General features: G+C 64.0%; 17 protein-coding genes and 2 pseudogenes. 11 read left to right on the top strand and 8 right to left on the bottom strand.

What is annotated here, in order from left to right; all coding sequences use genetic code 11:
* The first annotated feature begins 138 nt into the window (after positions 1-138).
* From M446_RS15970 to M446_RS15955, 5 genes are all read left to right on the top strand, one after another.
* The gene (locus M446_RS15970; protein WP_012333143.1) at positions 139-366 is read left to right on the top strand and encodes a hypothetical protein; all 228 of its coding nucleotides are present in this window, start codon (positions 139-141) and stop codon (positions 364-366) included.
* 418 nt (positions 367-784) lie between these two features.
* On the top strand, positions 785-1,285 hold the full coding sequence (locus M446_RS35450) for a DUF2165 family protein (protein WP_012333142.1): 501 nt from the start codon (positions 785-787) through the stop codon (positions 1,283-1,285).
* 748 nt (positions 1,286-2,033) lie between these two features.
* The gene (locus M446_RS15965; protein ID WP_236728750.1) at positions 2,034-2,240 is read left to right on the top strand and encodes a hypothetical protein; all 207 of its coding nucleotides are present in this window, start codon (positions 2,034-2,036) and stop codon (positions 2,238-2,240) included.
* Between the two features lie 343 nt (positions 2,241-2,583).
* Positions 2,584-2,808: a hypothetical protein gene (locus tag M446_RS36515; protein WP_085984460.1), complete on the top strand. Its 225-nt coding sequence runs from the start codon at positions 2,584-2,586 to the stop codon at positions 2,806-2,808.
* A 791-nt stretch (positions 2,809-3,599) separates the two neighbouring features.
* Positions 3,600-4,741 (top strand): IS3 family transposase gene (locus M446_RS15955; RefSeq protein WP_085984467.1). Its coding sequence is split into 2 segments (ribosomal slippage): positions 3,600-3,867 and positions 3,867-4,741, totalling 1,143 coding nucleotides; the frame shifts between segments, so codons are not numbered across the junction.
* Between the two features lie 435 nt (positions 4,742-5,176).
* Here the strand turns inward: M446_RS15955 and M446_RS38575 are convergent.
* Both M446_RS38575 and M446_RS37275 read right to left on the bottom strand, forming a co-directional pair.
* Positions 5,177-5,326 carry a hypothetical protein gene (locus M446_RS38575; RefSeq protein ID WP_210161181.1) on the bottom strand — a complete coding sequence of 50 codons (150 nt, stop codon included), beginning with the start codon at positions 5,324-5,326 and terminating at the stop codon, positions 5,177-5,179.
* Positions 5,327-5,773: 447 nt separating this feature from the next.
* Positions 5,774-5,953 (bottom strand): hypothetical protein, encoded by a 180-nt coding sequence (locus M446_RS37275; protein ID WP_150108675.1) that lies wholly within the window; start codon positions 5,951-5,953, stop codon positions 5,774-5,776.
* Between the two features lie 476 nt (positions 5,954-6,429).
* On the opposite strand from M446_RS37275, the gene M446_RS15950 reads away from it, so the two are divergent.
* Together M446_RS15950 and M446_RS35430 are read left to right on the top strand one after the other, a co-directional pair.
* Positions 6,430-7,641, top strand: a complete 1,212-nt coding sequence (locus M446_RS15950) for a pilus assembly protein TadG-related protein (RefSeq protein WP_150108674.1) — start codon at positions 6,430-6,432, stop codon at positions 7,639-7,641.
* Positions 7,642-8,333: 692 nt separating this feature from the next.
* Entirely contained in the window at positions 8,334-8,489 is a 156-nt protein-coding gene (locus M446_RS35430; protein WP_012333135.1) for a Flp family type IVb pilin, read from the top strand.
* A 165-nt stretch (positions 8,490-8,654) separates the two neighbouring features.
* Here the strand turns inward: M446_RS35430 and M446_RS15945 are convergent.
* The 6 genes and pseudogenes from M446_RS15945 to M446_RS35360 all read right to left on the bottom strand — a co-directional run.
* Positions 8,655-8,984, bottom strand: a pseudogene (locus M446_RS15945) (helix-turn-helix domain-containing protein); the annotation flags it as partial.
* Between the two features lie 147 nt (positions 8,985-9,131).
* Positions 9,132-9,521 (bottom strand): hypothetical protein, encoded by a 390-nt coding sequence (locus tag M446_RS15940; protein ID WP_012333134.1) that lies wholly within the window; start codon positions 9,519-9,521, stop codon positions 9,132-9,134.
* Positions 9,522-9,875: 354 nt separating this feature from the next.
* Complete coding sequence (locus M446_RS37270) at positions 9,876-20,195, bottom strand: VCBS domain-containing protein (RefSeq protein WP_012333133.1); 10,320 nt, start codon at positions 20,193-20,195, stop codon at positions 9,876-9,878.
* Positions 20,196-20,988: 793 nt separating this feature from the next.
* Positions 20,989-21,456 carry a hypothetical protein gene (locus M446_RS37265; RefSeq protein WP_168169160.1) on the bottom strand — a complete coding sequence of 156 codons (468 nt, stop codon included), beginning with the start codon at positions 21,454-21,456 and terminating at the stop codon, positions 20,989-20,991.
* Positions 21,457-22,749: 1,293 nt separating this feature from the next.
* Positions 22,750-23,112 (bottom strand): annotated as a pseudogene (locus tag M446_RS15930) (methyl-accepting chemotaxis protein); the annotation flags it as partial.
* A 177-nt stretch (positions 23,113-23,289) separates the two neighbouring features.
* Positions 23,290-23,523 carry a helix-turn-helix domain-containing protein gene (locus M446_RS35360; protein WP_012333131.1) on the bottom strand — a complete coding sequence of 78 codons (234 nt, stop codon included), beginning with the start codon at positions 23,521-23,523 and terminating at the stop codon, positions 23,290-23,292.
* A gap of 134 nt (positions 23,524-23,657) precedes the next feature.
* Between M446_RS35360 and M446_RS15925 the strand changes: the two genes are divergently transcribed.
* From M446_RS15925 to M446_RS15915, 4 genes are all read left to right on the top strand, one after another.
* Positions 23,658-23,939, top strand: a complete 282-nt coding sequence (locus tag M446_RS15925) for a hypothetical protein (protein ID WP_150108673.1) — start codon at positions 23,658-23,660, stop codon at positions 23,937-23,939.
* A 1-nt stretch (position 23,940) separates the two neighbouring features.
* Positions 23,941-24,072, top strand: a complete 132-nt coding sequence (locus tag M446_RS38965; RefSeq protein ID WP_012333129.1) for a hypothetical protein — start codon at positions 23,941-23,943, stop codon at positions 24,070-24,072.
* A 288-nt stretch (positions 24,073-24,360) separates the two neighbouring features.
* Positions 24,361-25,581, top strand: a complete 1,221-nt coding sequence (locus M446_RS15920) for an HNH endonuclease (RefSeq protein ID WP_043701294.1) — start codon at positions 24,361-24,363, stop codon at positions 25,579-25,581.
* Positions 25,582-25,821: 240 nt separating this feature from the next.
* A complete protein-coding gene (locus M446_RS15915) occupies positions 25,822-26,553 on the top strand; it encodes a carbonic anhydrase (protein WP_012333126.1) in 732 nt (243 codons plus the stop codon).
* Positions 26,554-26,985: the final 432 nt, after the last annotated feature.

Below are 26,985 nucleotides of genomic sequence, written 5' to 3'. Positions count from 1 at the left end.
TACTTTAGCACCATGTTGCTCCGCTCTGTTCAGCTGCCGGGCCGCCGTGACTCATTCCACGGGCGTCCCTCAAACGGGTGATGCTCCCGCGGCTCCTCCCTGAAACAATAAGATTGTGTGCAATCGGCCCGGGAAAATATGATCACTCAAACGCCACCGGTCATTTCGGCCCTTAGTTTTCTGCTCGGGTGCGCGCTGCTCAGAGCTTTCAGACGGCATGCGCAAGGCATCACGCCGTTGCTCACATTCGTGGCGGTCCTGCTAGCAGCCACGCTGCTGGTGGTCGCGATCGTCCGCGCCGAGCTTCTTCTACACGACCGCACAGACGTGGTTGAGCCTGAAATCTCAATCGAGAGCGCATTGTAATCTGATCCGGCCAGCAACTCTCAAGATGCGCTTCCGCAACGCCCTGCTCATCGCTGTACTGGTTGGCGAGGCGTGGTGGTCGCTTAGGGTTTAAGGGTGGCCGACAGTCAACAAGAGGCGGATATTTATATAATTGTCCTTGTTCTCACGGCATTGGCAGTCCTGCTTCTCCTTCTCGCGCGGCATGTCGCACGAGGAATGCAGCGCTAGCTCAGCCGTGAGGACTGTGGGCACCGTCAACGCACCCGATTGAGCAGTGGCGGTCTGTGCTCTTCTAAAGAGAATCTTATGTTGCTCCGGAGTTTGCTGCCGACCTACTACACTGCTCCCTAGGTGGTGTGAGAGCGTCCCGGCTGGTGTCTCGCCGCTCGGAGTGGCGCGCCGAAAATTCGAAAGCAGGGGCTTGGGAGCCAATGTGATGATCATTGTTCGTCTATCCAAAGCATTGACAGTTGCGGCCATCGCACTGCTTTTTAGCCTTGTCGCGTTTGGTAATATCACAGATTACAGCACGAACTTGCCTTTCGTACAGCATGTACTGATGATGGACACAACATTCCCGGCCGCGAGCATCCGCTATCGCGCTATCAATGTTGAAGCCCTGCACCATGCAGCTTATTTGATGATTATCTCAACTGAGGTGATCTCTGCTGCACTGTGCTGGGTTGGGGCTGTTCAACTTTTTAAACATCTTAAAAGTGATGCGATCACATTCGGTCGAGCCAAAAACAGCGCCGTTGCTGGATTAACAATTGGTTACTTACTCTGGCAGGTTGGGCTGATCATTGTTGGAGGTGAGTGGTTCGGCATGTGGATGTCACATGAATGGAATGGTATCGACAGCGCATTCCGGTTCCTTGTCATGACCTTAGGCGCGCTGATCTACATCAGCTTACCAGATGCAGACAGGCTAGAATGAAGTCAGCACCTTCGACGTGTGCCCTGGCGCACGTCGGGCCGTTTACGGATTTCTACCTCGATCGGCACACCCTGGTTGTTCCTCCCGAGGGGGCGTGCATGGCGCAGATCCGCATCCTCGACCCGCTGACTGGCCGTGTCGTCTTGGTCCACCTACCGTTGCCTGCGGTTACGCATCCGGCTCCACGCCCTGCCGCAGCCGTTCGATAGCCGCATCGAGGGCTGGTGCAGGGCGCGACGGCGCCGGAGAAGACGCAGGTGATGCCGCCGAGCGCCGTCCCGGCAGCTTGACGACCGTTCCGCTTGCCGCCGCACCTCATGCACCAGTCCCTCGGCATAGCCCTCCAGAGTTGGATTAAGGGACGACAGCGGTTCGGCCGATCTGGAGGGCCGTGGATGGACGCGGCGGTGCAGGTGGGAGCCTGTGTGTGGCCGGCGATCGGCAGAACGGGCGCCACGGGCCGCCTGAGCCGCCCTGCTGGGCTCGCGAACGCGATGCCATGGCGCCTCATCGTTCGGAGCGCACGCGCTGCGGGCCGGCTACATCACCACGGCCGCGGAGCGCGGGGCCGACATGGCCCGGATCATGGACCAGAGCGGCTATCGAGATCCGCGGACAGTGGTGGGCTCCATCCGGCGAGCCAATGCCTTCAAGGGGCACTCGGGGCAGGGTTTCTGTAATGGAGCGTCCACGTCGCGTCGGCATGGCTTGGTACCGGTCCGAGGACTACGCCCGGATGCGAGCCTTCATGCAGGACGCAGACCGGCTACCCACCAGCTACGAAGCTTGGCGGATCTCGGCGGAGCAGGTGGAGGGCGAGGTGACGCGCAGCGGCGTGACCATGGTCCGCGTCCTCGTCGAGCCCGATGAGTTCGCCGCCGGGTGCAACGAGCACGGATTGCAAGCCGATGGCGCCGCGCGAGCCCGGTTCGCGAACGAGAGGATCGCGGGCTGAGGCGCCTCATGGATCCATCAGGGTACCACGCCCTGAACACCTGCTCGGCCGTCGTCCATCCCGAAGGCGAGATCCGATATGCCTCTCCCGACCGAGCATCAAGTCCGCGCCCTGCCCGCCGGAGCCCGGCCGGCGCGCGAGGTCCGATGAGATCAAGGCGTCATCGCGCGGGGCCGCGGTAGGTTCCGGCAGCGCGGCGGCCATCAGGCTTTCCGTTTCTCCTCCCGGCCTTCGCAGAGCACCGTCATCGGCCTTCTGCCACAAGGTTTGTGTGATCCGCCTCACGGAAGCCGATCTCAGCCGACGCCATCCTGCTCTCACCTGACATGAAGAGGAGCAGGACATGATCAAGACCATTCTGAGCGCTGCCATCATCTCCGGCGTGGCCGCTGTCGCCCTGGCCGGATCTGCCGAAGCACGTGGCTTCGGTGGGCGCGGGTTCAGCGGACACGGCTTCCATCACGGCTTCCACGGTGGTGGCTTCCATCGGTTCGGCGGCTTTTACAGCGGTTCTTACGACCGTTGTGGCTACGGCTGGGGCTACTCGCGTGTCTGCTATTCCCGCTAAGGCACTCTGAAGCCGGGCGGCTCTCATTGAGAGATGCAGGGCCGCCCTAACCCGCGTCAGATCCCTGGAAGTGGTATTCCGGCAAAATGCATGTCGGGAAGTGTCAGCAGAGGTCTAACGGAGTCTGTCGTCGCGCCGTGTTCGAGCGGCCGCGGGGCCGGCGCTTGTACCGCCCGCTAGGCGGGCTCCAGGTGATCTGCCGTGTCAGACACCACCTCCAGGGCGCGCGCGCGCACTGCCGCTTTGGCGTCTTCGGAAACGCGCCTTGCAGCACGGATCACGCTCCGGGCCGCCGCACGGGCATTGGCGGCCCGCAGATCGGATTTTGGCATGCCATCGCGCAGAGCGATGAAGGCTAGCGCCCGCAGTTGATGAGCATGCCTGATTGCTTGCGCACGGACGGCTGCGACCTCCTCGGGTGTGCGTACAACCGCCGGAGCCGCGTCTGAGGACGATTGCATCTGATCCACTTTGGCACCGCCGGCAGGAGGCCAACTCGGAATGGGACAGCTTCACGCCATCTTGCATGGAGACTTGCAACAAGCGTGCATGGCGGAGGAGGCCAAAGTGGATACGCTTTGCTTTGGCTTAAGTTCCACGAGCATACTTGCTTAATCCGGCAGATCATGGTGCGGCGGCTGCCGCAGATTGGGGGCGCCTGCCGACGCCGCACATCGGCGTATGCTGCTCTCGTAGTTCGAGTCAGTGATCAGCGGCTCCTTGCCTGACCTGACCGGCTGGCTTTGGGCCGGGCTGATTGAGAGGATCGGCCAGGACCAGAGGAGTTGGGGATGAAGCGAGGTCAGAAGACGAGCGCGGAGCAGGTGGTGCTGAATCTGCGCCAGATCGAGGTGCTGACGGCGCACGGCAAGAGCCTCGCGCTCGCCTGCAAGGAGGCGGAGATCTCCGAGCAGAGCTATTATCGGTGGCGCAAGGAGTACGGCGGCCTGCAGGTCAATCAGGCACGTCGGATGAAGGATCTTGAGCGCGAAAACGTCCGCCTGCGCCGACTGGTCGCCGATCTGTCCCTAGAGAAGCAGGTGCTCAAGGACGTCGCCTCGGGAAACTTGTAGCCCCCGAGCGACGCCGGCAGGCGGTCGACGGCATCCGAGAGAAATACGGCCTCTCGGAGCGTCACGCCTGCCGGATCGTCGGCCAGCACCGGGGCACGCAACGCTACATGCCCACCGTGCCGGCTGACGAGGATGGGCTGACCCGCGCCGTCATCGCCTTGGCCTCCGAGTACGGGCGCTACGGCTACCGCCGTGTCACCGCGCTGCTGCAGACCGCCGGCCGGCAGGTGGGCAAGGATCGGGTTCAGCGCATCTGGCGTCGCGAGGGGCTGAAGGTCTCGCAAAAGCCCCGACCGCGCAGACGGCTCTGGCGGAACCATGGATCGTGCGTGCGGTTGCGACCGCTCCACCGTAATCATGTCTGGAGCTTCGACTTCGTGCAGGCGCAGACCCACGACGGGCGGAGCTTGCGTGTCCTGGCGCTGATCGACGAGCACAGCCGGGCTTGCCTGGCTCTCAAGGTCGCTCGCCGCATCAACAGCTTGGGCGTGATCGAGGCGCTGGCCGACGCGATGTGCCTGCACGGCATCCCGGAGCATATCCGTTGCGACACCAGCCCCGAGATGATCTCGAAGGCGCTGCGCAAGTGGGTCGCCAGGACCGGTCCGCAGATCCAGTACATCGCGCCAGGCTCGCCGTGGGAGAATGGTTACTGTGAGAGCTTCAACGGCAAGCTGAAAGACGAATGCTTGAAGCAGGAGATTTTCTACTCGCTCAAGGAGGCGCAGGTCGTGATCGGCCGCTGGCAGACCACCTACAACCGCATCCGGCCACACTCATCCTTGGGCTATCGGTCGCCTGCGCCGGTCACCGTCCCGGATCTGGCCTTCCGCCCATCCATGGCTGCCGCCATGCAGTAGCCTCTCAATCGGCCCGGTCCAAAATACCGGTCAGGTCACTGCAACGTCCGTGCATGCTCCGGACAGCTTGACCGTTAGCATTCCGAGGCACTTACGGCCGCTATTTGCAGCGTGCACAACTTAATTACCGGCCTCAGATGGATGCGGTCTGAGCAAGCCCTAAGCCGCCTATCCGAGTTGCCAAATCACCCAACACTCGATATGGCCAGCCTCAATAAATAAGAGAGGGCGGCGATGATTGCGGAAACAATGGCAAGTGTCGGCCTTATTGGCGCGGCGAGCGCAAGCTTCGCTATAATAATGCTGCTTCTGCACTAAGCACGGCAGCAGCTTGTCTCAGTTTTAACCAAATTTTAAGGCGCCCGGTCGGCGCGCTTACCGCCGCGTTCGTCTTCCCTCCTGACCCGGTGTCGCCGCAGCGTGGCTTCAGCAAGCTCAGCCAGCCGGAGCGAACTCGGCGAGCCGTTGCCGGCCGATATCGCTCCACCGGGGCTGCTGCTCGACGACGTGCCCCAGCAGCTGCTGCTGCGGTTTGCTGGCCTGAGCGCCCGGGCCCGGCAGCAGCGTGAGGACGAGCTGGCGCATCGCCTCGACCGTGCCGCACTCCTGGCGGTTGCGGCATGGCTACGGGCACAGCACGGACCGATCCCGCTTTGCTCAATCCCGGTTCGCCCATCCCCGCCGGAACCGCTCCAGGGCACGCTACAGGCCTCGATCGGCCGTGCCGAATGACGTGGTCGCAGATCCAGGCGGCGACGGGGTGCAGCCGGGCGCACCTCGCCAAGATCGCCAAGCAAGCGGCTTCATAAACGCGCTTACGCGTCCGGCATGCCCTCGCGCGCGTGAGAAGGCCTGACAGGGCTCGTTGATCCGGCCGCAGATTTGCGCCATCACGCGACCGGTGCCGTTTCGCCGTAGCGGACGCTTCTCGCCCCATACTTGCGCTCATGCGAACGGACCGTGCTCACGGGTGTCTTGTTCGTGTTGCGCTCGGGCACGCCATGGGAACTGCTGCTATTGCAACTGTTTTGCTCAGTATTGATCTTTGGTTAGTTGCTTTAATATTTGTTCAAACATCTGCGCAGGGTCATTCTGTCCTGCCGTAGCACCGCCCGCAATCCCATCAAGTTCCTCATCGGTCAAGAGCCCGATCTCCTCTGACGTTCTGATTTCCTTTGATGTTAAAGCGCGGTCCTGGTGGTACGTGTTCATGGGGCGTCTCCCTCACGGGTTGGATGCCTCTCTGGCGGGGCTCCGCCGTGGTGTTGAGGACAGCCTAAAGCCGTGCGAACCAGAAATCTGTGCACTGCCGCACAGAGCCGGTTCAGCGGCACGCGGTTCCACCACCGCCCAGAGCGCGTCAGTGACGGGGGGCTTGCTCATGCCCCTCGAGACGCCAACGCTTCCCCCGCGCAGCCCGCATCAAGGCTTCCATACTGGCCTTTATGCGAACGAGACGGCTTCCTGAGCGGGGGGAGGTGTCACGCAGCGCGGGCCAAGAGAGGTGCAAGATGCACTCAGGCGGCGCTCTCCACTCCGGCAGTTTCTCCGCGCAGAATAGACGTCTTTCTAGAATCTGGTAACAAGTTGTTTAGCCTACCATGCGCCTAACTATCCTGCAGGTATTTGCAGTGCATCTCATTAACGTAGATCCGCTCAAATGACCGGGTCAACCGATGGACCATGCCATGTGGGTCTCCCTCTCTGCTTTTCGGACCAACGTGTCCGGCAACGTCGCAGCGATCTTTGGCCTGACGCTCCTGCCCCTCATGTTCCTCCTCGGATCCTCGGTCGACCTCAGCCGCACTCTCCGGGAGCGGGCCCGCTTGCAGGCACTCACTGACCAAGCTGCCCTCTCGGCCGTGACCTCGAGCTCGGCCTCGCAGGACCCCGCCGACACGGTACAGACGTTCTTCCCCCAGCCCAGCGATCCGGATCAGAGAAGGCTCGCTCCGACCGCGACCGTCACCGTGGAAGGGAGCACGGTCACGGTCACCAGCACCCAGAACGTCGCGACCGCCTTCACCGGCATTCTCGGCGTCGCCCAGATCCCGATCACCGCCCGGTCAACGGCTGCCCCCGGCAACGACGGTCCGCCGGTCTGCGTGCTGGCCCTCAACCCGACCGCGACCGACGCCATTCTGTTCAGCGGCAATGCCACGGTCGTCGCGAGCAACTGCGTGATCTACAGCAACTCGTCGGCCGCCAACGCCTTGACGCGGCAAGGCTCCGCCAGCGTGCAGGCGACGGGCTACTGCGCCGTGGGCGGAACCAACCTGCCCACGAGCACGACCCCCCGTCCGCAGAGCGGCTGTCCCCGGCTGGACGACCCGTTCCGCAACCTGCCACTCGCCTCCGGCTCGGGCTGCAAGGATGCCGGCGAGGCGGACAAACCCAACCGCACGCAGACGCTCGACCCCGGGGTCTACTGCGGCCTGACCTTGAAGGGCACGGTGACGCTCAACCCGGGCCTGTACCTCATCAAGGGACCGCTCGACATCGGCGCGCAGGCGAGTGTCTCGGGCCAAGGCGTGACGCTGTACCTGACGGGCGGCGATGCGAACTTCACGATCAACGGCGGAGCGAGTCTCGACCTGAGCGCCATGTCAACCGGCAGCTACGCCGGCATCCTGTTGATGCAGGACCGGCAGGTCAGCGGGAGCACCGGCAACCTGATCAATGGCGGGGCCAGCCTGAAGCTCACGGGTGCGATCTACACCCCCACCCAGTCGGTCGAGATCCGCGGCAACGGCAGCTTCGGGCAGCAGAGTGCTTTCATGCCGATCATTGCCGACACGATCACGTTCTCGGGCAACGCGATGGCGTCAGCTGATCTGAGAGCCATGCAGCCGGCCGCCCCGCTGCCGCGCGGACGCAGCAGCGCGAGGCTCGCGAACTAGGCACCTCAGCGTCCTGGTCCTCTCGTTACTGTGGTCGGTCGTTGCAGCCAGCGGCCAGGCTCCACCCCCACGACGTGCCCGGCCGCCGCTTTTCCCAGGCGACAGCCCGCCATGGGGGCTCGCGGCGAGCTTCTGTTGTGCGCGAAGAGAGCCGCGGGCCGCGCTTCAGGTAGGGCGGGAAGATGCCGCGGCCCGCGGGTGGCGCCTCCAAGGCGACGTCGAGGGGCAGGAGGCAGTCACACCCGAAGCGTGCCCCTGGATGAGCCGGCCGTCTGTCACCCACGCTAAACGCGACTGGACGCGAGTGCGGGCCGGGCCCCGCAGTGGACGAGGACCCAGCCCGCGGCCCTGCCCCGGGCGTGCGGGCCTGGAGCGGACGGCCGAAGACTAGCACAGTCGAAGCAGTGGTCCGCAAGACCTAGCCGAAGGCCGATAGCCTGCCTCTCGACCAACGGTGAGTTCTAGGCCCGCGCGAGATCTCCGGAACACCGCCCAGAGGCCCCATCGGGCCACTATGCGAAGGTGCCCCTCCGCGTGCATCAACCAGCTCGTGCGCAACATACTATGGTCCAAAATAAATCATGTATTATCCATTTATACAGACCGCATCTTGCAAAAACTCCGCAGTAAGTGTCTCTTCGGACTACGCTCTCCTGCCTAATCAGGTGGCATACAGTTCAAGGTTGTGAGCTATGATCAAGAGCTTTTTTTACGACGAGTCGGGTGCGACGGCGATCGAGTATGGACTGCTTGCTGCCTTGATTGCTATTGCTCTTATTGCTGCTGCTTCTTCAGTTGGAACAAACTTAGGCACTGCCTTCCAGAACGTCGCCGGTAATCTAAGGTAATCAAACGGCAGTGCTGGACGATGGCTCCGGAGAAATTGTTCTAGGCATCACTGCCTTGAAGCGCTCTAGCAGCGCCCGCCCGCGCGCCGGAAACGGATCACGGCCGAGAGTTGGGGCCAGTCGATCGGGTAGAAGCCGCGGTGCTGAGAACCGATCGGCATCCCCTCAGCCCTCCCGCGCCACCTGGCTGCGCGCCCGCGCTTGCGGGAAGTACTGGTAGAAGGTCATCCGGCTCACCCCCAGCCGCTGGGCGATCGCCGTCACCGAGACGGTGCCCGACGCCAGCAGCGCCCGCCCGACCTCGAGGTCCGCCGCGGACAGGGCCTTGGGCCGCCCGCCCTTGCGGCCCCGTGCCAGGGCGGCCCTGAGCCCCTCCACGGTCCGCGCGCGGTTGAGGTCGAGGAAGTACTCGGCCATGGCCTCGTGCAACTGCAGGGCGAAGCGGCCGTGGGCGGTGTCGCTGTCGAACTGCTCGGTGAGGGAGCGGAAGTGCACTGGTCATGACCCGGCCGACGGTCCACTAACGTTCCACTCGGGCCACCCTGTGGGGGCTGATCATCCTTTGTTCGTGCGAGCCGCTCGGGATGCAGAGCCCCAAGCGCGCATCGCTGTTGTCGTGAAGCAGTTCGCCGCCGTCGAGCGCTATGAGGGGCGAGCGATCGCTCGTGCGGCGGCAGCGCCGGCGAGGCTCGCCGCGCATTGCTCGGCCGCCGTGGGGGAGAACTGAAGCGCCAGCTGGGTGCCGCCCGTCACCTGAATGAGCAGAATCGGCAACCCGTTGCTCTGAGACTGGCCGGCGGCCCAGGCCTCGACCGGGAAGTGGCAGTTGTCGACCCGGGTGCCCTCGGGATGCGGGGCGGTGCTGCTGCACACTGCACTCACCGCGAGAAGAGCCCGGCCCAGCTCGCCGGCCTGCGCCGCGGTGAGGGCGATCGGGATCACGCGGCCACCCGCATGCACCTTCATGAGCGGGCTGACGTGAGGGCCCACCTCGACCGTGAAGCTGACCTGGGGTGTGTCTGCGTCGGACATGGCTCAATCGCCGCTTCACTTCCGGCTCAAGGAGGAACAAGCCCAAACCGGCGCGTTGTGCCCCCGCGGCCCTCGCCCCCTCGGCGCGACCACTTCGCTTTGTCGGTCCCGCATCCACCGGCAGCGCCAGAGACGGAATCCTTTAGCGGGGCCCTCGCCGACTCTCAACTGGGCAGGGTCCGGCGAACTCGGAAACCGTGCCGGTGCTCCTCCTGCAGCCCGCGCTTCGTCGAGGGACGGCCCGTCTGCCCTCGGTGGCGTCCGTCGGGCCCGGGGCGGATTGCAAAAGCGAAGGGGCCCGGCGAACCGGGCCCCTTCTTCAGACGATCATGAAATCAGGAGTGGCGGAGACCCTCAGGCCAGCCCGTGATGCAGCGGGTCATAGGAGACCAGAGCATGACCGTCGCTGTCCTTGGTGAGCGAGAAGGCCGCGGCGTCATAGGTGCCCTGCAGAGCCAGAGCCGCCGTGTGCACCCCATCGCTCACGTTCAGGAGACCGCCCGTGCCCTGCGCGTTGGCCGCGTAGGAGACCGAGGTGCTCGATCCGAACAGCAGGTCGGCGAGGTCGACGTGATCGCCAGCGCCGAAGCCGGTGATGCTGCCATTGAAGTGGAGGCTGTCGTCCAGTTTCAGCGTGCCGTCGCCGTGGCCGAGATCGACGTGGGCCGAGGAGGCCGCGCCGAACTCCATGGTCGCGTTCCCGTCGATGAGTGCGGTGCCGGAGCCGGTCACCGCGCCCTCGACCGTCACGTTGCCGCCGTGGGCCCACACTGTGCCGGTGTTGTCGAGCGCACCCTTCACCACGAGGCCGCCGCTTCCGGTCGCCGCGAGGGTGCCGGCATTCTCGACCACGGTCGTGCCGGTGTCGATCACGAGGGCGTGGCTGCCGTCGGCGGTGATCTTGCCGGACGCCTGGTTGGTCAGCGTGAGGGCGCCGCCCCCGAGTTGGCCCGCGCCCGAGATCGTGTTGTCGAGGTTCGTGAGCGTGACCGAACCCTTGGTGCCCGCGATGGTGTTGCCATCGTCGTCCGACATCTTGACCGTGCCGCCCCCCGTGAGGGTGATGCCCTGGTCGATGACCTGCAGGAGGGTGCCGCCGCCGGTCGAGTTGAGCGCGATGGTGCCGGTGTTGGTCACCGCCCCGCTGAGCGGCAGCATCGCGCCGTCGCTGAGGACCATGGCCGCGCTGTTGGTCACCGCCGGAGTCTGGTCGAACACGAAGTTCGCCGCGCTCAGGTCCGAGGCGTGGACGTGATCGAGCGTGATCGTCTGGCCGTCGGCGAGCGTGACCACGGCGCTCCCGGTCGCGTCGTCGGCCAAGTGGGCCTGGACGTCCGTGAAGCTCTTGAACCCGCCGTAGCCGATCAGGTCGATCTTATCCGCCGCGGCGTCGAAGCTGTAGATCTTGTCCTCTCCGATCGGGTTGCCGAACACGAACAGGTCCGCAGCGGTGCTGCCCGTGAGCGTGTCGTGTCCGGACCAGGCGAAGATCGGCGAGCCCTTGGCGTAGGCCTCGACGTTGTCCGCGATGGTCGTCGTGCCGGTGGTCCCGTCCGTGTTGGTCCAGGCCAGGGCCACGTTCAGGACGGCGGCCCCAACGTAGGTTGCAGGGGTGGTGACGCTCAGGGACGCGACATCGGTCGTCGTCACGGTCCAAGAGCCGTCGGCGTTCTTGATGCCGCTGCTCAGGGTCCAGTCGGACGGTATCCCCTTGATCGTAACTGTAACCTCACCCTGCGCACTTGAGGGGACCATTAAAGCCAGATTTAATGGCTCCCCCGTCGCTCCGGCGGGCTGAATTGTGGTTGCCTGGCTCGCGGTCGCACCGGCAGACCCATCCTTAAATTTATATGTCGACGCGATCGAGAGTGTTCCTGCCGCATCGTTTGCGTTTTCTGGAACGTCGAAGGTTCCAGTCCACGTTTTGCCGTCCGATGAAAGCGATCCAGTTACGTTGAAATTGCCTGGCAGAGCTTGGCCATTCCATCTGAAATCGTTAATGTCGAAGACAGAATTTGCATCTGTGCTTTCGCCCGGCGCGAAGACTGACTTTGAAAACTGAACAGTTACCGTTGTTTTATTGCTTGGAGTTCCAGGAGTTGCGTTGATCGTGGCTGTCCCTGCCACGACCGCTTCATCTGCACCGTTGATGGTGAAGCTGACGTCCTTGGTGGTGCCGTCCAGCGCCTTGACGGTGAACGTCTCGACCCGGCTCTCACCGCTGTTCAGGAACTGCACGGCGCTGTTGGCGACCGAGTAGGTGTAGGAGCCATTGGCCGCCAGGCTCAGGCTGCCGAGGGTGCCCTGGGCCGCGGTCACCGTGGTGCTTAACGAGGCCTGGTTCTGATCCGCGTCGCTGATCGAGATCGTACCCGTGGCGGTCAGGTTGCCCGAGCCGTTGACGGCAACATCCTCGGTCACCGTCGACACCGAAGGCGTGCCGATCACGGCGGCGTCGTTGGCGCCTTGGACCGTGAAGCTGACCTGCTTGGTAGTCCCGTCCAGGGCCGTGACCGTGAAGGTGTCGACCTTGGTGTCGCTGGCGCCCAGGAACTGCACGGCGCTGTTGGCCACCGTGTAGGTGTAGGTGCCGTTGGCCGCCAGGCTCAGGGTGCCGAGGTTTCCCTGGGCCGCAGCCACCGTGGTGCTGAACGAGGCCTGGTTCTGGTCCGCATCGCTGATCGAGATCGAGCCGGTGGCGGTCAGGTTGCCCGAGCCGTTGACGCCAACATCCTCGGTCACCGTCGACACCGACGGCGTGCCGATCACGGCCGCGTCGTTGGCGCCTTGGACCGTGAAGCTCACGTCCTTGGTTGTGCCGTCAGCTGACTTGATCGTGAATGTCTCGACCCTGGTCTGACCGGCTCCTAGGTATTGCACGGCGCTGTTGGCGACCGAGTAGGTGTAGGAGCCATTGGCCGCCAGGCTCAGGCTGCCGAGGGTGCCCTGGGCCGCGGTCACCGTGGTGCTTAACGAGGCCTGGTTCTGATCCGCGTCGCTGATCGAGATCGTACCCGTGGCGGTCAGGTTGCCCGAGCCGTTGACGGCAACATCCTCGGTCACCGTCGACACCGAAGGCGTGCCGATCACGGCGGCGTCGTTGGCGCCTTGGACCGTGAAGCTGACCTGCTTGGTAGTCCCGTCCAGGGCCGTGACCGTGAAGGTGTCGACCTTGGTGTCGCTGGCGCCCAGGAACTGCACGGCGCTGTTGGCCACCGTGTAGGTGTAGGTGCCGTTGGCCGCCAGGCTCAGGGTGCCGAGGTTTCCCTGGGCCGCAGCCACCGTGGTGCTGAACGAGGCCTGGTTCTGGTCCGCATCGCTGATCGAGATCGAGCCGGTGGCGGTCAGGTTGCCCGAGCCGTTGACGCCAACATCCTCGGTCACCGTCGACACCGACGGCGTGCCGATCACGGCCGCGTCGTTGGCGCCTTGGACCGTGAAGCTCACGTCCTTGGTTGTGCCGTCAGCTGACTTGATCGTGAATGTCTCGACCCTGGTCTGACCGGCTCCTAGGTATTGCACGGCGCTGTTGGCGACCGAGTAGGTGTAGGAGCCATTGGCCGCCAGGCTCAGGCTGCCGAGGGTGCCCTGGGCCGCGGTCACCGTGGTGCTTAACGAGGCCTGGTTCTGATCCGCGTCGCTGATCGAGATCGTACCCGTGGCGGTCAGGTTGCCCGAGCCGTTGACGGCAACATCCTCGGTCACCGTCGACACCGAAGGCGTGCCGATCACGGCGGCGTCGTTGGCGCCTTGGACCGTGAAGCTGACCTGCTTGGTAGTCCCGTCCAGGGCCGTGACCGTGAAGGTGTCGACCTTGGTGTCGCTGGCGCCCAGGAACTGCACGGCGCTGTTAGCGACCGAGTAGGTGTAAGTGCCATTGGCCGCCAGGGTCAGGCTGCCGAGGGTGCCGTCCGCCTTGGTGACGGTGGTCTGGAACGAGGCCTGGTTCTGATCCGCATCGGTGATCGAGATCGAGCCGCTGGCGGTGAGATTACCCGAGCCGTTGACGGCAACATCCTCGGTGACGTCCGCCACGGTGGGCGTGCCGATCACGGCGGCGTCGTTGGCACCGTGGATCGTGAAGCTCACGTCCTTGGTGGTGCCATCCGCCGACTTGATCGTGAAGGTCTCGACCTTGCTGTCGCTGGCGCCCAGGAACTGCACAGCGCTGTTAGCGACCGAGTAGGTGTAGGTGCCGTCGGCTGCCAGGGTCAGGCTGCCGAGGGTGCCGTCCGCCTTGGTGACCGAGGTCAGGAACGTGGCCTGGTTCTGATCCGCATCGGTGATCGAGATCGAGCCCGTGGCGGTCAGATTGCCCGAACCGTTGACGTTGGCGTCTTCCGTGACATCCGCCACGGTGGGCGTGCCGATCACGGCGGCGTCGTTGGCACCGTGGATCGTGAAGCTCACGTCCTTGGTGGTGCCATCCGCCGACTTGATCGTGAAGGTCTCGACCTTGCTGTCGCTGGCGCCCAGGAACTGCACGGCGCTGTTGGCCACGGAGTAGGTGTAGGTGCCGTCCGTGTTCAGGACGAGATCGCCCAGCGTGCCGTCCGCCTTGGTGACCGAGGTCAGGAACGTGGCCTGGTTCTGATCCGCATCGGTGATCGAGATCGAGCCCGTGGCGGTCAGGTTGCCGTTGCTGACGTTCGTGTCTTCCGTGACGTCCGCCACGGTCGGGTCGCCGATCACCGCGGCATCGTTGGCACCGTGGATCGTGAAGCTGACCTGCTTGGTCGTCCCGTCCTGAGCCGTGACCGTGAAGGTCTCAACCTTGCTGTCGCTGGCGCCCAGGAACTGCACGGCGCTGTTAGCGACCGAGTAGGTGTAGCTGCCGTCCGTGTTCAGGACGAGATCGCCCAGCGTGCCGTCCGCCTTGGTGACGGTGGTCTGGAACGAGGCCTGGTTCTGATCCGCATCGCTGATCGAGATCGAGCCAGCGGCAGTCAGGTTGCCCGAGCCGTTGACGTTGGCGTCTTCCGTGACGTCCGCCACGGTCGGGTCGCCGATCACCGCGGCATCGTTGGCACCGTGGATCGTGAAGCTGACCTGCTTGGTCGTCCCGTCCTGAGCCGTGACCGTGAAGGTCTCAACCTTGCTGTCGCTGGCGCCCAGGAACTGCACGGCGCTGTTAGCGACCGAGTAGGTGTAGCTGCCGTCCGTGTTCAGGACGAGATCGCCCAGCGTGCCGTCCGCCTTGGTGACGGTGGTCTGGAACGAGGCCTGGTTCTGATCCGCATCGCTGATCGAGATCGAGCCAGCGGCAGTCAGGTTGCCCGAGCCGTTGACGTTGGCGTCTTCCGTGACGTCCGCCACGGTCGGGTCGCCGATCACCGCGGCATCGTTGGCACCGTGGATCGTGAAGCTGACCTGCTTGGTCGTCCCGTCCTGAGCCGTGACCGTGAAGGTCTCAACCTTGCTGTCGCTGGCGCCCAGGAACTGCACGGCGCTGTTAGCGACCGAGTAGGTGTAGCTGCCGTCCGTGTTCAGGACGAGATCGCCCAGCGTGCCGTCCGCCTTGGTGACGGTGGTCTGGAACGAGGCCTGGTTCTGATCCGCATCGCTGATCGAGATCGTGCCGCTGGCGGTCAGGTTACCCGAGCCGTTGATGGCAACATCCTCGGTGACGTCCGCCACGGTGGGCGTGCCGATCACGGCGGCGTCGTTGGCACCATGGATCGTGAAGCTCACGTCCTTGGTGGTGCCATCCGCCGACTTGATCGTGAAGGTCTCGACCTTGCTGTCGCTGGCGCCCAGGTACTGCACGGCGCTGTTGGCCACGGAGTAGGTGTAGGTGCCGTCCGTGTTCAGGACGAGATCGCCCAGCGTGCCGTCCGCCTTGGTGACGGTGGTCTGGAACGAGGCCTGGTTCTGATCCGCATCGCTGATCGAGATCGTGCCGCTGGCGGTCAGGTTACCCGAGCCGTTGATGGCAACATCCTCGGTGACGTCCGCCACGGTGGGCGTGCCGATCACGGCGGCGTCGTTGGCACCATGGATCGTGAAGCTCACGTCCTTGGTGGTGCCATCCGCCGACTTGATCGTGAAGGTCTCAACCTTGCTGTCGCTGGCGCCCAGGAACTGCACGGCGCTGTTAGCGACCGAGTAGGTGTAGCTGCCGTCCGTGTTCAGGACGAGATCGCCCAGCGTGCCGTCCGCCTTGGTGACGGTGGTCTGGAACGAGGCCTGGTTCTGATCCGCATCGCTGATCGAGATCGTGCCGCTGGCGGTCAGGTTACCCGAGCCGTTGATGGCAACATCCTCGGTGACGTCCGCCACGGTGGGCGTGCCGATCACGGCGGCGTCGTTGGCACCATGGATCGTGAAGCTCACGTCCTTGGTGGTGCCATCCGCCGACTTGATCGTGAAGGTCTCAACCTTGCTGTCGCTGGCGCCCAGGAACTGCACGGCGCTGTTAGCGACCGAGTAGGTGTAGCTGCCGTCCGTGTTCAGGACGAGATCGCCCAGCGTGCCGTCCGCCTTGGTGACGGTGGTCTGGAACGAGGCCTGGTTCTGATCCGCATCGCTGATCGAGATCGAGCCAGCGGCAGTCAGGTTGCCCGAGCCGTTGACGTTGGCGTCTTCCGTGACGTCCGCCACGGTCGGGTCGCCGATCACCGCGGCATCGTTGGCACCGTGGATCGTGAAGCTGACCTGCTTGGTCGTCCCGTCCTGAGCCGTGACCGTGAAGGTCTCAACCTTGCTGTCGCTGGCGCCCAGGAACTGCACGGCGCTGTTAGCGACCGAGTAGGTGTAGCTGCCGTCCGTGTTCAGGACGAGATCGCCCAGCGTGCCGTCCGCCTTGGTGACGGTGGTCTGGAACGAGGCCTGGTTCTGATCCGCATCGCTGATCGAGATCGTGCCGCTGGCGGTCAGGTTACCCGAGCCGTTGATGGCAACATCCTCGGTGACGTCCGCCACGGTCGGGTCGCCGATCACCGCGGCATCGTTGGCACCGTGGATCGTGAAGCTGACCTGCTTGGTCGTCCCGTCCTGAGCCGTGACCGTGAAGGTCTCAACCTTGCTGTCGCTGGCGCCCAGGAACTGCACGGCGCTGTTAGCGACCGAGTAGGTGTAGCTGCCGTCCGTGTTCAGGACGAGATCGCCCAGCGTGCCGTCCGCCTTGGTGACGGTGGTCTGGAACGAGGCCTGGTTCTGATCCGCATCGCTGATCGAGATCGAGCCAGCGGCAGTCAGGTTGCCCGAGCCGTTGACGTTGGCGTCTTCCGTGACGTCCGCCACGGTCGGGTCGCCGATCACCGCGGCATCGTTGGCACCGTGGATCGTGAAGCTGACCTGCTTGGTCGTCCCGTCCTGAGCCGTGACCGTGAAGGTCTCAACCTTGCTGTCGCTGGCGCCCAGGAACTGCACGGCGCTGTTAGCGACCGAGTAGGTGTAGCTGCCGTCCGTGTTCAGGACGAGATCGCCCAGCGTGCCGTCCGCCTTGGTGACGGTGGTCTGGAACGAGGCCTGGTTCTGATCCGCATCGCTGATCGAGATCGTGCCGCTGGCGGTCAGGTTACCCGAGCCGTTGATGGCAACATCCTCGGTGACGTCCGCCACGGTGGGCGTGCCGATCACGGCGGCGTCGTTGGCACCATGGATCGTGAAGCTCACGTCCTTGGTGGTGCCATCCGCCGACTTGATCGTGAAGGTCTCAACCTTGCTGTCGCTGGCGCCCAGGAACTGCACGGCGCTGTTAGCGACCGAGTAGGTGTAGCTGCCGTCCGTGTTCAGGACGAGATCGCCCAGCGTGCCGTCCGCCTTGGTGACCGAGGTCAGGAACGTGGCCTGGTTCTGATCCGCATCGCTGATCGAGATCGTGCCGCTGGCGGTCAGGTTACCCGAGCCGTTGATGGCAACATCCTCGGTGACGTCCGCCACGGTGGGCGTGCCGATCACGGCGGCGTCGTTGGCACCATGGATCGTGAAGCTCACGTCCTTGGTGGTGCCATCCGCCGACTTGATCGTGAAGGTCTCAACCTTGCTGTCGCTGGCGCCCAGGAACTGCACGGCGCTGTTAGCGACCGAGTAGGTGTAGCTGCCGTCCGTGTTCAGGACGAGATCGCCCAGCGTGCCGTCCGCCTTGGTGACGGTGGTCTGGAACGAGGCCTGGTTCTGATCCGCATCGCTGATCGAGATCGAGCCAGCGGCAGTCAGGTTGCCCGAGCCGTTGACGTTGGCGTCTTCCGTGACGTCCGCCACGGTCGGGTCGCCGATCACCGCGGCATCGTTGGCACCGTGGATCGTGAAGCTGACCTGCTTGGTCGTCCCGTCCTGAGCCGTGACCGTGAAGGTCTCAACCTTGCTGTCGCTGGCGCCCAGGAACTGCACGGCGCTGTTAGCGACCGAGTAGGTGTAGCTGCCGTCCGTGTTCAGGACGAGATCGCCCAGCGTGCCGTCCGCCTTGGTGACGGTGGTCTGGAACGAGGCCTGGTTCTGATCCGCATCGCTGATCGAGATCGTGCCGCTGGCGGTCAGGTTACCCGAGCCGTTGATGGCAACATCCTCGGTGACGTCCGCCACGGTGGGCGTGCCGATCACGGCGGCGTCGTTGGCACCATGGATCGTGAAGCTCACGTCCTTGGTGGTGCCATCCGCCGACTTGATCGTGAAGGTCTCAACCTTGCTGTCGCTGGCGCCCAGGTACTGCACGGCGCTGTTAGCGACCGAGTAGGTGTAGCTGCCGTCCGTGTTCAGGACGAGATCGCCCAGCGTGCCGTCCGCCTTGGTGACCGAGGTCAGGAACGTGGCCTGGTTCTGATCCGCATCGCTGATCGAGATCGTGCCGCTGGCGGTCAGGTTACCCGAGCCGTTGATGGCAACATCCTCGGTGACGTCCGCCACGGTCGGGTCGCCGATCACCGCGGCATCGTTGGCACCGTGGATCGTGAAGCTGACCTGCTTGGTCGTCCCGTCCTGAGCCGTGACCGTGAAGGTCTCAACCTTGCTGTCGCTGGCGCCCAGGAACTGCACGGCGCTGTTAGCGACCGAGTAGGTGTAGCTGCCGTCCGTGTTCAGGACGAGATCGCCCAGCGTGCCGTCCGCCTTGGTGACGGTGGTCTGGAACGAGGCCTGGTTCTGATCCGCATCGCTGATCGAGATCGAGCCAGCGGCAGTCAGGTTGCCCGAGCCGTTGACGTTGGCGTCTTCCGTGACGTCCGCCACGGTCGGGTCGCCGATCACCGCGGCATCGTTGGCACCGTGGATCGTGAAGCTGACCTGCTTGGTCGTCCCGTCCTGAGCCGTGACCGTGAAGGTCTCAACCTTGCTGTCGCTGGCGCCCAGGAACTGCACGGCGCTGTTAGCGACCGAGTAGGTGTAGCTGCCGTCCGTGTTCAGGACGAGATCGCCCAGCGTGCCGTCCGCCTTGGTGACGGTGGTCTGGAACGAGGCCTGGTTCTGATCCGCATCGCTGATCGAGATCGAGCCAGCGGCAGTCAGGTTGCCCGAGCCGTTGACGTTGGCGTCTTCCGTGACGTCCGCCACGGTCGGGTCGCCGATCACCGCGGCATCGTTGGCACCGTGGATCGTGAAGCTCACGTCCTTGGTGGTGCCATCCGCCGACTTGATCGTGAAGGTCTCGACCTTGCTGTCGCTGGCGCCCAGGTACTGCACGGCGCTGTTGGCCACGGAGTAGGTGTAGGTGCCGTCCGTGTTCAGGACGAGATCGCCCAGCGTGCCGTCCGCCTTGGTGACGGTCATCTGGAACGAGGCCTGATCGTGATCAGCGTCGGACACCGAGATGGTGCCACTCGCGACCAACTTGCCGGCCGTGACACCTGCATCCTCGGTCACGCTCGTGTTGGACGCGTTTCCGATCACCGCCACGTCGTTCGCGCCGTTGACGGTGAAGCTCACCACCTTGGATGTGCCGTCGGCCGACTTGATCGTGAAGCTCTCAATCCGGCTTTCACCGCTGCGCAGGTATTGCACCGCGCTGTTGTCCACTGAGTAGGAGTAGTTCCCGTTCGCGCTGATGATGAGCGTGCCCAGCGGAGCCGTGTCAGCCGCTCCATTCGTGGTACCGGTCACTGCGCCAGGCGTGACGGTGGTCTGGAAATAAGACTGATCGTGATCAGCGTCGGACACCGAGATGGTGCCACTCGCGACCAACTTGCCGGCGGTGACACCCACGTCCTCAATCACGCTCGTGTTGGTCGCGTTCCCAATCACCGCCGCATCGTTCTGACCAACGATCGTATACGTGAGCGTTCCAACGCTCAGCGTGCCGTTCGCCATCTTTATTGTATATTGGATCGAGTCGCTGAAAATGTCGCCTGCCGCCATAGCATCGACTGCAGAAGCCATGCTGCGTGCATCAACGACAATCTTGTTGTCGGATCCGATTCTGAATGCAATTGTGTACTTATTGCCGTTCCAATTTACGTCTTTATATTCCCAGGCGCCACCCACCTGATCAGCTATGAGAAGATCTTTGTTGTAATTCGCGAACGCCGTGTTGGTGACAGTGATGGCTGCCCCACCATCATCGTTCTTAATACCGTCATCAACGGAATACACGGTCGTGTTAGTGCCGCCGCCGCTCGCTTTTAGAACATCAAATGAGAATATAAGCGCATTATCCTCCACAATAGACTGCGCCATGTTCGCGGCAGCCGTGGAGTTAGAAAAAGTCACCGAAGCGGTCGAGGTGTTCGCGATGGTAGCCATCTTGCTGTTCCGATCAAATTCTTCAAGCCAGATCAGTGCTCACACCAAGATTTGGCGGCATGATTGGCGAGGATTGGGTGAGGTAGCTCAGGACGGATCGCTCCTGAGCTGCGCGACATTCACAAAGGACAGGCCGAGGACGCGGGCACGTTGCGTAGTCGGGCTCTCTGCGCGCCTGACACGCTGACGCGGAACGTCATAGCCGGCGGCGACATCAGCCGAGACTCGCGTTGCCTAGCCGCCGATGTCGGGCGTCGTGCGCTGGAGAAAGCGGAGAAGCGCGGCGCCGCCTGCTGGTCGGAAAGCATGTCACAGCTGTCGTCAGGTTGAGATATCAAATGACCAACAAGCTGGACGCCAGGGGAGCGCTCCTGCCGAACAGGGCGCTCGATGCAGCCGGCATCAGATGTCATTCAATCCCCCTACCAGCCTTCTGTGCAAGCAGACTCCAGTCTGCCCCCCGCTTTCCGGTGTCATACACGACTGACTACCGATCACGCATCGTCCAGATGGACTATGCTACGTAGTTTGCCCCGGCCCTGAACCCATCTCCTTTGATGCTTTGGCACTAGAAAAGTCATACCGCACATCCCGCAGCACAAAGAAGCACGGACATTTCAGCGTCCGCACGGCGCGAAATTGCGTCGTCTCATCGCGTGCTCGACGCTTTTGCGACTTGCTCAGCGAGCGGCTTTGCCAGATGACCTAGCACTAAGCGATGCTCGAGCTGCATGAAGCTCTCGACCATCATGCGGGCACAAGCCGAAAGCTCCCGCGCCGCGCCTTCCGGTCCTCAGGCACGCTGATCCGCCCGGTGTGGTCGTTCGCGCCCAAAATACGAGAGCATCCCAGGACCCGGTGCCACACCATGGTTGCTGCTGATCTCCTGCAGCTCGTCGCGGCCATTCGGGCCCGCCTGCGTCACGTTGGGGGTGTTGCCCGAACCGGCCCGCTTGCCTCGCCCGGCGACGCCGAGCTGATCTCCTGTGCCGGTCTGAATGACGGTCACGTTGCCAGCGTCTTCACCCTGCAGGAATGGGGTCCCGTCGTCGCCGACTGGGTTACCGCCGCCCGCACCCGCGGTCACTCTGCAGGCTCCGTTACCGTCGTCACTCCTGTTAGTCGTCAGACTATCGCCGCCGTTAGAGCTGCTCTGGCCCGTGTAGGCGCATTTCTTGTCCGCATAGGCCGCCGCCGCGTGCGCGAAGCTAGGGACGTGACTCGACAGGGCGAACAAATGCTTTCTCACATTGTTCTCCATTGTGGAACCGGATCGGTATCACCCGATTGATCCGACCGCGGCGGGGTCTCAAAGCGGGCCTGCCGTCCTGCTGCGACCTTAGCGACTTCATAACCCAATCTGTCAGCCTGTCGAGGACGATAATTCGGTCTGCGCAATCTGCTGTGCATTGTAGCTAATGCGCATAATGCATTTGAATTAGTTGCCTGTCTGCGCCTGTATTCGTTCATAAGATCGGGGGTCGGTCAAATGACATGGAAGATCCCGAGATCGCCAGGCAAGCGATTTCGGCATCCTGGGGCAAGCCTTCGCCGCTGGGAAACGGCCACGGTTGCTATCTTGAAGCTGAGCAGCAGGTCCGCGCCGGCCCCGTTATGTCTGGCCGAGCATCGCAGTTTTTGCAGCAGGAACTGGCAGGTGACGTCTGGCAGATCTTAAAATGCAGCCTGTCGGAACCGCGGCGCTCTCCCGCTCAATGGTGGTGTTGGGGCGCAAGGAGCGGCCGTTTTCGACCACATGTGTGTATTTGATGACAGGGCCGGCGGGGGCGTTGATCACCCTCTGTAGCAACATATGGGCTAGCAAATTTAGGATTATGCGGTTTTTTACCGAGGAATAATGGGCGCACGAGCGGTGCGTTGACGATTGTCATGCTGGTATCAACGCTCTGTAACTCGTTTTACGGTTCAGATAACCATAATGCAATGTTGCTGGTTGGTGCGTTTGTCGTGCCAAATGCGGACTTTTTGCTTTAAATGGCCAGCGTAATTCGCGCACTGATGCGGCCACGTTAGATATGACGCAACGTCAAATACCGGCCGGAACCGATCTGCACTGAAACCACGCGATTGCCAACGCCGCTCTGCTGGGCGGTGACCGTGTCACGCGTGCCACGCTGTTGCAGATCTGCCGCGTTCCGCGATCCTGTTCGGAAGGCGATAACCAGCAGGTGTTTGCCCTCCTGCATTACAACTGACCGGTTGCTTTCAGGAGTGCGCAGCCGGGCGCCCGACGACGACTCTCCTCTGTCGTGTTGAGGCGATTGGGAGACCGTCGCCGGGACCCCGCAGTCTCGTCCCGGACGAGATCACGTGAGCCTTGCCTCTGGATCCGGTGGCGAAAAGGACCGTTGCGCTGGCGCTACCGCTTGTTGAGGAAGGGGGGCCGGATCAGCAATCCGGCACCGGACCGGGCGGATCCCGGCTCGCTCAAGCTGGTCGCCGCGACGTCATGGAGCCAGATCTCGCCCGCCAGCGGAGAGGAGGCGCACCAGAGGGCAGCCGCGACGGCGAGGGCGGTCCGATCTGCGTATCCCCCGTCGGATCGCCCGTCCGCCCGGATGCTGGCGCAGTTGGTCGCGGCCTGCGCGCCCTGGAGGAGCGGGCGCGTCGCCACCTCGGCCGCCACGTAGGTGTCGCCGTTCGGCAGGGCCGCCGCGCGCCGGAACCACTCCTCGTGGGCGACGCTCGCGCCGCGAATCGCGGGAAAGCGGTCGGGCCGGCCATTCGCCACGACCCGACCGGCCGCGTCGCAGACCCAGAGGTCGAGATAGACCGTGTAGGCCGAGAGGATCACGCCCAGCCGCTCCGTCGCGTAGGCGACCCGCTCCGGCGTCGGCTCCTCCGCGCAGGCCACGATCGCCGGATCGGTCGCCCACCAGCGCATGTCGCAGGTGCGCTACGGGCAGCGCTTTCTTGAGCATCTCGACCCCAGCGTCTTGCGTCTGACCACACGTTCGAGGTCCCGTGCAAAGGCGTCCAACTCGCACGGTCAGATAGCAGCTTCGGCCATGCGACGCCTCCACCTTAACAGATTTCACCGGTCGATCGCTTCGGCAAGAGATGTTGACCAGTGTCATTCTAACCTTCTAACTAGCTTGACGCCTGGCTCTCCGCCGTTGGTGAATACCACGCCTTGCGCCTCAAGCGCACGCCGCAGCTTCTCGAGCGTCTCCAGACGGGTCTGCAATAAGCCCTCTCCCGGTTCTAATCTCTTGATGGTGGCGACTGACACGCCAGACGCTTCTGACAGCGCGTCTTGGGACCAGCCAATGAGCGCTCGAGCGGCACGAAGCTGCGATCGATACATGATGCTTTTCGGCTCGAAAATGATGCGTAATGGGTTGACGGCTCGTCGAGACGAGCTATGATCCGAATAGTAGCAGAAGCGATGCTAGAGGTTCGTTAATGTCCGCCCGGCGCTCCTTCTCGTGGTCACAAGTGATGCACGACCTCGACGCGCCGCGCCGCGCGTTTAGGCCGGGCGAGAGAAAGGCCATCGCGCGGGCTACTGTCTTCGTCAAGCTGGCCGCTGATCGGGCTCGCACCACCGCCCCCCTTGTCGTCGCCGGCTCTTACAATCGCCGTGCCCTCATGACCGCTGCCATTGCTGCGGCACGCAGCCACCGCGCCTGCACGGGAGAGGCGTGGAGCGTCTGTCTTTCTGCTGCCCTCAAGGGCGTCTGGCAGGTCGCCAAGGCTGCTCGCTTCGCTTGGGCGCACTGACATGGTCGGCATCGCCGCCCAGACCGACCACGCCGCCTCCTGCTCTGTTCTTGCCACCGAGGCCGCCCGTCTGCTGCGCGACCGCTTCGCCCTGAAGCTCGCCCGCTGTGGTGAGGGCGCGCTGCCGCCGTAACCATCCCCGGCCCGGACCTAAAGGCTCTCAGCCGTTCACCCCTCGCTCTCACGAGACAGGCGACGCTTCCGATGACCAAGAAAGCACCGCGCTCACGTGCGGCCGATCCCGCACGCCCAACTGTCGCCTCCCTCGGACTCGCGGCGACCCTCGTCGCCCGCGAGGACGACGCAGAGCTCCGCGCCCTCATCGAGCGCTACGAGCGCCTCCTCTGCGAGTGGGAGAGTCTCTCCCACCGCGCGCTTAGAGCTCTCTCCCGCCGCTCTCCCGCCGCCACCGAGTCCCGCCATGCCGTACGTCGCCCCTGAGGACGTCGGCACCATGCCCCGCCGCTCCCTCTCCGCCCACCGCCGCCTGCAGGCTTGGGAGAGAACCGGAGGCGTCTGCGTCATCTGCGAAGCGCCGATCGACGGCGTCCGCGAGCGCTGGATCGTCGAGCACATCCGGGCCCTCGAGCTCGGCGGGGCCGATGATCTCGCCAACATGGGGCCAGCCCACGAGGCCTGCGGGCGCACCAAGACCCGCGACGACCACGCCCGCACGGCGCAGGCCAAGCGGCAGAAGATCCAGCACCTCGGGGCCGCAGAGCCGAGCCGCCCCGTCCCCGGCTCGCGCGGCACACGCTTCAAGCGCAAGATCAACGGCCGCGTGGTCATGCGAAATGGCGAGGAGCCCGAGACGGACAGCCCGGACGCCGTCGCCTGCCGGGCCCCGATCTCCGGGACGCGCTCACGCGTGCACAACAAACCATCTGATCCACATCCTCCTTGCACGGGCAACAACCCACCTGGCATGGTGAACGAACATCGAACAGATCAGATCATGCCCGCCCCGCACGACCAGCCGTCCACCCCATCCTCACAGGCACAGGCGTCCGAGACGGCCCCCACGACCGACATCCTGCCCGCCGTCCCGCACCAGCTCGGTTTCATGTTCGACGACCGGCCGGTTCTCCCGGGTGAGAGCCCGCATCAGTACGACGCGCTCCTGCGCGAGATCGTGCGGAAGGTCAGACCGGCGGACGCAATCGAGGCGATCTGGGTTAAAGACGTCGTCGACCTGATCTGGGAAGCCAAGCGCCTGCGGCGCATGCGACTCGAGATCCTCAAGCAGGGTCACTTTGCGGCCCTAACGAACTTGCTGCACCCGACGTTTCTGGGGAGCCAATATGGGGGAACGTTCGAAATCAAGTCTGCGGAAGCCCGAGCCAGGAAGCTCGCGCTCGGCTGGCTCGGAGGCGAAGCAGAGAGCCGAGCCGAGGTCGACAACAGACTTGCATCACGCGGCTCGACGACTGCTGACGTGACCGCGGCGGCGTTCCACCTCCGGCTCTCCGACATGGAGCGCATCGACCGCATGGCAGCCGCAGCCGACCACCGGCGCGATGCCCTGCTTCGCGAGATCGAGCGCAGCCGCACCAGCGTTGGCCAACAGCTGCGCGCCGCCTCGACGGACGTGCTCAATGTCGAGCCCGTGGCGGGGGAGGGGGCTTCGCTCCCTCAAGGCTGAGATGACCTCGTGCCGGACAGGGCAGTCGACGCCGGGGACCCCGAGGGGCGGCGGCCCGCGCACGGCGGAGGGCAAGGCGCGCGCGAGCCAGAACGCCCGCAAGCACGGACTGCGGGCCAGCCGGCGGCCACTTGGCGATCGAGGCAGTCCGCGCCGCGTCAAGGAACCTGTGGAGGCTCGCCGCGTGTTGACCCCGATTAGGGCGGGACACAGAAGCCCGCCTCCTGAGAGGAGCGCTCAATGCTGAAGGCCTCATGCTCGTGTTGCATTCCGCTTGCCAGGCGCGCTTTCCTCGGCGGTGCTATTGCCGCGGCTGCCACATTCTCGGGAGGCGGTAAGCCGGCGTTCGCTGCGGATCCCGTTTCGAAGACCACGCTCACCCCTGACCAAGCGTTGCAGATCCTCAAGGAGGGCAACGACAGCTTCCGCACCGAGGCGCCCTACCGTGCTCAGCAGGGCCGCGAGCGGCGCGTCGAACTCGCGCGCGGCCAGGCGCCGTTTTGTGTGCTCGTCGGCTGCTCTGACAGTCGCGTTCCCCCCGAGCTGCTCTTCGGCCGCGGCCTGGGTGAACTGTTCATCGTTCGCAACGCGGGCAACACCGTCGACACGGCCGCGCTCGGCAGCATTGAGTACGGCGTGGGCGTGCTCGGCTGCCCGCTGATCGTCGTCCTCGGTCACCAGTCATGCGGGGCTGTCGCTGCGGCGGTCGATGTCGTGGAGAAGAACGCAACCTTTCCGGGCGTGATCGGCGAGATGGTCCAGCCGATCATTCCAGCGGTGCTCGCGGCCCGGGGCCAGTCAAGTGACCTCCTGGATGCGGCCGTGCGCTCGAACGCACGGCGTGTTGCCGCTCGCCTCAAGACGCAGAGCACGGTCATACAGGATCGTCTCCGCCAGGAGAACAAGCTGAAGATCGTTGCCGCGCGCTATAGCTTGGCGGATGGTGATGTTGATTGGATGGAAGACATCTAGATCGGGAGTAAATGACGTAGCGTCACTGGCGAGAATGACAGCTTGTCAGACTTCAGGGGTGAGGAGGAAGCGCCGGCCGAGCTCTGAGGCTGTGCGGCCGGCTTCAGACCGAAGCCAGCCGATCACAGGCGGCGGGCTCTCGCGGCCCCGCTCGTCAGAGGCGCGGCGGGGCTGCGGCAGGCCTCTTAGGACGACCGCGTTAGGAGAATGGCCCCTCCTGGCGAAGCCGGAGTTCAGTTTCCGCCACCTGGGGCGGGCAGCAGATGGGACAGTACAACCGCGAAACTCAACCGCTTGGTGTGCTGTCTCCGCGTGTAAATGACCTTTTTACGCCCTCGATCCTCAGCCTGGCACAAGCTTAGGCGCCTATGCACCAACCGCTCGCAAGAGCGCCCCAAAAGGACTTACCCTGCCGACACTGTCGAGCAGGGT

The organism is Methylobacterium sp. 4-46, from assembly GCF_000019365.1.
Taxonomy (GTDB): Bacteria; Pseudomonadota; Alphaproteobacteria; order Rhizobiales; family Beijerinckiaceae; genus Methylobacterium.
Note: the sequence above shows the minus strand (reverse complement) of the source record. Positions and strands in the feature narration are given on the sequence as shown.